Here is a 7,413-nt window from a genome sequence, read left to right as displayed (position 1 = left end):
AAGCCCATATAGCCATTGCTTCTATGTTTCTTTCTCCTGATGCAGCTAATTTTGATAATGCTCCTAAAACTCCTATTATTGCCCCTGTACCTATCATTGCTCCTAATGATATAGATGCTGGACCTATAACATTCTTTATTTGTAACTTAGCAGGCGTTGTAGCCTTCTTTTGAATCATAAATATCGTTCTTATAGACATTATCGCACCAGTTATTAATATAAATGGTAAGAATACTGGCCATATCATATCTGATATTTTAGTTATTACAGCTTCTAGTTGATGTAACATTTGCCCCATTTTCGACTCCTTTTCTTTAGCTTTATTAGTTTTGATGAATTAATAAAATATAAAAAATAGCTAAATAATATTTTTATTATATTTCTTCAAGTTTCTAAATTACATAAACTGCCCTATTACACTTACAAATAAATTAATTTTATTTTCATAAATAAAATCAATTTATTTGTCTAAACATGTAATTTTTATAACTTGAAGTGCCTATTTACGATTAGAAGTTTATCAATTTTCGTCGATAAAAGTCAACGTAGTATTTTTTGCAATATTTTTTTATTTCAACAAATTCAATTTTACTATTCAACAGTTTATTTAATTGTTTGGTTAAATTTCTCATTTATTAGTTTTGCATATATTCTCGTTTTTGATATTCTATCAATAACTTCACATTTATCTTCTATAACAACATCTTTTCTCTCATTCCAAAGTCTATCGAATACGTTGCTACAAATATCACCAAATTCATTATTTTTTATCATTACATAATCATTTATATCTTGCGTTGGATGTACTTTTGTAAACTTTATTGTCTTAGATAAATATAAAGATGGCGCTTTATTATGTCTAAACTCTTCTACAAAATTTCCTCCAACAAGTTTTATATTTATTTTTTCAGATTCTTGTAAGATTCTTTCTATATACTCTATATGTCTTTCTCTTTGTTCAAAACTTAAAGTAATTGGTATGTTAAAGAAGTTCATTTTACCTGTAGAAATATAGTCTCTTAGCTCTGATTCATAAATAAGTATTTTTATATCTGAGCTATAAGTTACATTTTGAAGGAATAGATTAATTTTTTGCAGTTCATCTATAATTTCTGTATTATCGCCAAAGACTTGTCTTCCAATCTCCATAAACAATTCTCCTGGCATTAGTAATTCATTTATAGATCCCATTAGCCATCTTAAATCGCTTCCCATTATATATTGAACATATATTTGATTTTTTATTATAGATAAAGAATCTAACCTTTCAAACATTTTCTTTCCTCTATTTTTAAGTATATTTTCTAAACTATAATACATATCATCTACAACATCTTTTTCCTTTGACATGTTAGTAAGTAAGCATCTTTTATCCTTTGTAAATAAGGCGCTGTGGAATATATTATCCTTTATTACTGATAATATTGATCCTGATTCTACTTCACAGTTATATATTTCAAAATCCATTTCGGGATGAGCTATAATCATATTAATAGTTAATATAGTATTTAATATGGAATCTTCATTCATTCCATCAAATCCCATAAGAAACCTTACTCTTACTTGATAGTCGCCTTCTAACTCAGATAACGCTTGCTTCATGACTGATATAGATCTCTTATCATCATTATTTACATGATATAAATTAGCAGATATTATCATATCCAATTTTTTTGATTTACTTAAAAATAGTTCTGCATCATTCGTTAAATACTGCTTTCTAAGACTTGGGTTGATATGAGTTGCACTATTATAATTATCTTCTGATCGAGTACCTTTATATATATTTATATTTTTTACTTCAGCCGTAGTCATATATGCATTTTTTAAACTTCTCTCTATATATTGAACTAATACTTCGTCATTATATATCTCTTTACTTATCTCAAAGTAGTCTAGTAGACCTTGCTTTGATTTTTCACTTAATGAACTTACTATAAATCTTGCTGTAGTTTTACATATTTCTGAAATATTTTTTTGACTCGGTAGGTTCTTTGTATTAATCCATTTACTGATATAAGATATGTCATACCCTAACTCTTTAGCTAGTGTTCCTTTTTTCTGATTTGATAAATATAATAATTTTTCTAATAATTGCCCAAATGTTGTACTATTCATATAAATACCTCTCTTCATATGTTTTTATATTGTTTTATAATTGCTTTTTTATTTTATGAACTCGTTGATATATTATATCTTAAAATCACAAGTTAAATTTATTTGATTTTTATTTGATTTTTTTGAAACTATTTTATTTTTTATTCAAATTACTTCAGTCACTTTCCCTTCATTCAAACTATAGGTATATGTTATCCTATAGTTATTCAAAATATTTCTTTTAATCGGTGCCTATTTACAAAACACAAATTAAAGGAGAAAACATTATGAGTACTTTAAATCAAAGTAAAAAGAAATTTGCAACTGGTTGGTTAATTGTTGTTGCATGTATGCTTATACAAGCTATACCATTTGGTGTTGCAGCAAATATACAACCTCAATTCGTAAGTTACGTTGTTGAAGAACATGGATTCACACTTGCTGGATTCTCTTTAATATTTACATTAGGTACTGTAGTATCTGCTATTGCTTCACCTATAATAGGTATGATGTTTAATAAAATAAATGCAAAAGTTATGTATTTATTAGGATGTATACTTTCTGGTGGAGGATTCTTAGCATTCTCTATGTGTCAAGAATTATGGCAATTCTATATTGTTGCTGGTGTAGTACAAGTTGGTACTGCAGCTATATCTTCAATAGGTGTACCACTTTTAATAAATGGATGGTTCGATGAGTTATCTAAAGGTAAAGCTATGGGTCTTGCTTTTGCCGGTGGATCTATAGGTAATATATTCCTTCAACAAATGACTGCTTTCTCATTAGCTAGTAATGGCGCTAGTAAGTCTTACATGTTATTCGGAGCTTTATCATTAATAGTAGGAATACCAGTTACTTTATTATTCTTAAGAATGCCTAAAAACGATAGCGAAATCGTTAAAGGTTCTAAAAAAGAAAATGGTAAAGAAGGAAATTCTCAAAATACAGTTTCAGTAGACTGGGGATATACTTTTAAAGAAGCTAAAAATCTTAAATTCTTCTGGGTATTTGCTTTAGGTTTATTCTTCTTAGGTATGTATGTTTCTGCTTTAGCAGTTCAGTATCCAGCTTACTTAAAAGTTCATTTAAAATTAGCTCCTGTTATAGTTGGTTCTGTTGGATCAATATTTGCTTTATTCTCTTTAGGTGGAAACTTATTTGGGGGAATAATATTTGATAAATTAGGTGTAACTAAAGGTCTTATGGTAGCATCTGTATTAGCATTTATTTCATGTTTAGCTTTAATGTTCTCTGGTAGTATACCGCAACTTGCATTCGTATTCGCTGCATTAAAAGGTTTATCAGTTTTCGCTTACATGATGGGACCTTCTCTACTTGCAGGATCATTTTTCGGTAAAAAAGAATTTGGTGCTATATTAGGTGTAGTTCAAATATTCTTTGCCGTAGGATTTGCTGCTGGTTCATCAGTATTCGGTGCACTAGTTGATAATCTTGGATACGGAGTTGCTTGGTCAGCTATATTAGTATTCATAGTAATATGCTACGGTTCATTAATATTAGCTTCTATAGGTATGGCTAAATTAAACAAAGAAAGAATAGCAAAGTTAGAACTTGAAACTAAAAAAATTGGATAAGTTTTATAAAGAAAACTATGATATCTGTATTATACAGATATCATAGTTTTTTATATTAATTATTAATTTTAATATCTTGTATATCATCTATAGATACTGGCTTTGAATAAATGTATCCTTGTATATAAAATTTATCATTTTTTATTTTCTTTATAGCATCCCTTTGAGATATTTTTTCAACACCCTCTGCTATTATAGTTTTTCCTTTAATTATAGTTAACTGTGAAAGAAAATTCATTATTAATTTTCTGACCTCAGATCCCTCCATATCATCTATAAAATATTTGTCTAGTTTTATTATATCAAAATCAAGTTTTTCTAATATGTCTAGATTAGAATACTCAACTCCAAAATCATCTATTGCAATCATAAATCCTACTTCTTTTAATTCTTTTATAGATTTTTGTATCTTTTCTAGGTCATTTATACCTACCTTTTCTATAATTTCCAAACAAATTTTGTTATTTCCTATTTTACTATCTAATATACATTTTATAATTTCATTAATAAACTTTTCATTTTCTATTTCTTTTAATGATACATTTATTGATATATAAAAATTATCATTTATTATATTATTTGTTTTTTTTACTATATCATACTCTTTAATAGCTCTTTTAAGCGCCCATATAGAAATATCGAATAACATATCATTTTCTTCAATTTCTTTTATAAATAAATATGGAGGCACTATACCTAACTTTTTATCTTTTAATCTTAATAATGCTTCGAATCCAACTATATCATTTTTCTTAGGATTTACTATTGGTTGATAAAACAGTAAATATTCATTATTATTCATTCGTTCTTTAATGTTAATTTTAATTCTTTTCTTCTTAATTTTTGGATGTATATAAACATACATTATGAATATATATATAGCTGCTATTAGTAAACTAATATTTAGTATAATTTTAGTTTCTTTAGAATTAAGATTTGATTTTTTTGCAAAATACTGATTTTGTATATCTTTGATAGGATTTTTATTTAATTTAGAATATTTTTCTAACATTTCATCAAACTTATCTATTACATATGCATTCTTTTTATTTCCTGCTATATATACAGGACCTGCTGAGTACTCGTATATCTTATTTTTATTTTCAAGTTCGTCATTTTTAATTGCCGCAACAGTTGCATCTACTTTTTTTTCACTCAACAATTTTATAGATTCTTCATAGGAGTTAGATTTAATAGGAACTATATTTATTCCCTTTTTTTCTAGAAACTTAAGCATCCACTCTGAATTCAATTCCTGCTCTATAAAAGCAAAATCTAATCCTTCTAATTCTTCTAACTCTCCATATAAAATATCTTTATTTGTATATACTCCATATGTTTCTGTGCCTATATAATGATTTGTATATATAAGTTTACTTTCTCTTTCTTCGCTATGACGTATACCAACTAGCAAATCTAATTCTCCACTTTCTAACTTTTTAATACTTTGTGGAAGCTCATAATCTACATACTCAAATTTAATACCTAAATCTTTTGCAAGTAATTCTAGTACATCGTGATAGTAACCATCTGGACATCCCTCTTTATTAATGAAATAATAAGGCTTATATTCATAAAATCCAACTTTAAATACTTTATTATATTTATTATCTGCACATACATTACTAGGAATAATGCAACTAATAAAAATAATAATGGTAAAAATCCTTTTTAATAGTTTATTCATATATTATTCCACCTTACTCAATTATCTTATTTATTATAGAGTTATCATATAAATAGTACTACATTTTTATACAAAAAACATCATATTCTACTACTTTTTTCCTTTTTTACTCCTTATTTCATTATTTTATGATATATTCTTATTTTTGTACCTACTTATTTAGATTATTTTTAAAATATATTTTAAAATATAATAAAAAAATGAGATACCAATATATCGATATCCCATTTTTTACGGTATTTTATTAAGCTTTAAATATAGTATTTCCTTCTTTTATAGTCTCTAAAACCTTAATATTTTTTATTTCTTCTGGATAAACTTCTAGTATATTCTTGTCTAGTATTACAAAGTCTGCATACTTTCCTACTTCTATACTTCCTTTTATATCTTCTTCAAAGTATCCATAGGCTCCATTTATAGTTGCAGCTTTTAATGCTTCTAATGGAGATATCTTATGTTGTTCACCTAATACTCTTCCTGTTTGAGTTTTTCTATTTACAGCATTATGAATACCTAGTATTTGATCTGGCATTTTTACTGGTGGATCTTGATGTATTGTAAACTTTAGACCTTCTTCTAATGCCCAACCTAGTGGAGATATATTTTGAGCTCTTTCTGGTCCAAATACTGATTCATAGTGATAATCTCCCCAGAACCAAACGTGATCATTAAAGAATGTTGGCACTGCTCCTAATTCAGCCATTTTCTTAATTTGGTCTTTTCTTACAGCTTGGCAGTGAACTAATACAGGTCTTAAGTCTGTTTTCTTTGTTGTATTTCCTGTTAATTCTAAAGCCTTTTCATAACATCTAAAGAATTGATCTATTGCAGCATCACCATTTGAATGAGTGTGAACTTGCCAGTTATTTTCTATACACATTTTGTAGTATGCTATCATATCTTCATCACTTTGAGTAGGGTATCCAAGGTAATCTTTAGATTCACCTTCTGGAACTTCATAATAAGGTTGAGTTAACCAAGCAGTTTTCCCTTGAGGAGAACCATCTAAGAAAGTCTTTCCTCCACCTACTTTATAGTGATTTACATACTCTCTTTTTGGAGTTCCTTCATTTGTTTTAATTAATTTTTCTGTGAAAGGCATTAATGCATATCCTAATATATCTATTTTTAATTTACCCATTTGACCTGCTGCTGTTAACATTTGATCATATCCTGGATCTAAGCTTGCATCTTGAGCTGTAGTTATACCTAATTGAGCGTATAAGTCTTGAGCTCTAACTAAACTATCTAAAACTTGTTCAAATTGAGGGGCTGGTACTATACCTTTTTTTTCTTCTGCCATTATAGCATTTTCTTCTAGTATTCCATTCGCTTCTCTTGAGTCTGGGCTTACAGTTTGTACAACTCCACCTTCTGGAACTACATAGTCTTCTCCAGCATATCCGTAAGCTTCTAATCCAAACGAATTGGTAACAGCTAAGTGTCCTGATGCATGTGTACAATATATTCCTATTTCTGTACTTACATCATCTAAATCAAATTTAGTAGGATGCTCTTTGTCTTCAAATTTAGTATTGTCATATCCAAATCCTATTACCCAAGCACCTTCAGGTAATTTAGTAGTTGCTATATAATTTCTTAATCTTTCTTTTACTTCTTCTACTGAAGTAGCATCTCCAAGCTGAACTAATAATAATGTTTGAGCTATCGCTGCTATATGTCCATGAGGGTCTATAAATCCTGGAACCATAGTTTTACCATCTAAATCTACAAGCTTAGTACCATCATCTTTCTTCGATAGAACTTCATCATTAGTTCCTACTTTAACTATCCTTCCATTTTCTACTAAAACAGATTCTACTACTGTGTTATTACTATCTACTGTAACAACGCTTCCATTAAAATAAATAGTTTTTTGCATTATGTTGCCTCCTAAGTTGTATAATTTATATAGAGTTTTTATATAAACATATTTTATTAAGATACTTTCTTATCTTCTAATGAACCTTCTAACTTATATTCTTGCCATTTCTTTAAACTGAATATTAATAACGCAGTTACGTTTATTCCAGA

General features: G+C 27.8%; 4 protein-coding genes and 1 pseudogene. 1 reads left to right on the top strand and 4 read right to left on the bottom strand.

Annotated features, from left to right (window positions below; genetic code table 11):
* Positions 1-298, bottom strand: a pseudogene (locus JWF52_RS17730) (hypothetical protein); the annotation flags it as partial.
* A 305-nt stretch (positions 299-603) separates the two neighbouring features.
* The gene (locus tag JWF52_RS17725; RefSeq protein WP_208334814.1) at positions 604-2,118 is read right to left on the bottom strand and encodes a hypothetical protein; all 1,515 of its coding nucleotides are present in this window, start codon (positions 2,116-2,118) and stop codon (positions 604-606) included.
* A gap of 266 nt (positions 2,119-2,384) precedes the next feature.
* Here JWF52_RS17725 and JWF52_RS17720 point away from each other — a divergent pair, with 266 nt between their 5' ends.
* Positions 2,385-3,692 (top strand): conjugated bile salt MFS transporter, encoded by a 1,308-nt coding sequence (locus JWF52_RS17720; RefSeq protein WP_208334813.1) that lies wholly within the window; start codon positions 2,385-2,387, stop codon positions 3,690-3,692.
* Between the two features lie 55 nt (positions 3,693-3,747).
* Here the strand turns inward: JWF52_RS17720 and JWF52_RS17715 are convergent, their stop codons facing one another.
* Both JWF52_RS17715 and JWF52_RS17710 read right to left on the bottom strand, forming a co-directional pair.
* Complete coding sequence (locus JWF52_RS17715) at positions 3,748-5,379, bottom strand: EAL domain-containing protein (protein ID WP_208334812.1); 1,632 nt, start codon at positions 5,377-5,379, stop codon at positions 3,748-3,750.
* Between the two features lie 244 nt (positions 5,380-5,623).
* Entirely contained in the window at positions 5,624-7,261 is a 1,638-nt protein-coding gene (locus tag JWF52_RS17710) for an amidohydrolase (protein WP_208334811.1), read from the bottom strand.
* Positions 7,262-7,413: the final 152 nt, after the last annotated feature.

Source organism: Clostridium sp. CCUG 7971, assembly GCF_017590215.1.
GTDB lineage: Bacteria > Bacillota > Clostridia > Peptostreptococcales > Peptostreptococcaceae > Faecalimicrobium.
Note: the sequence above shows the minus strand (reverse complement) of the source record. Positions and strands in the feature narration are given on the sequence as shown.

What these genes read in the sequence shown, in the direction of transcription:
- JWF52_RS17715 (WP_208334812.1), bottom strand. Translation starts at nt 5,379, where the DNA reads ATGAATAAACTATTAAAAAGGATTTTTACCATTATTATTTTTATTAGT.
- JWF52_RS17710 (WP_208334811.1), bottom strand. Translation starts at nt 7,261, where the DNA reads ATGCAAAAAACTATTTATTTTAATGGAAGCGTTGTTACAGTAGATAGT.
- JWF52_RS17720 (WP_208334813.1), top strand. Translation starts at nt 2,385, where the DNA reads ATGAGTACTTTAAATCAAAGTAAAAAGAAATTTGCAACTGGTTGGTTA.
- JWF52_RS17725 (WP_208334814.1), bottom strand. Translation starts at nt 2,118, where the DNA reads ATGAATAGTACAACATTTGGGCAATTATTAGAAAAATTATTATATTTA.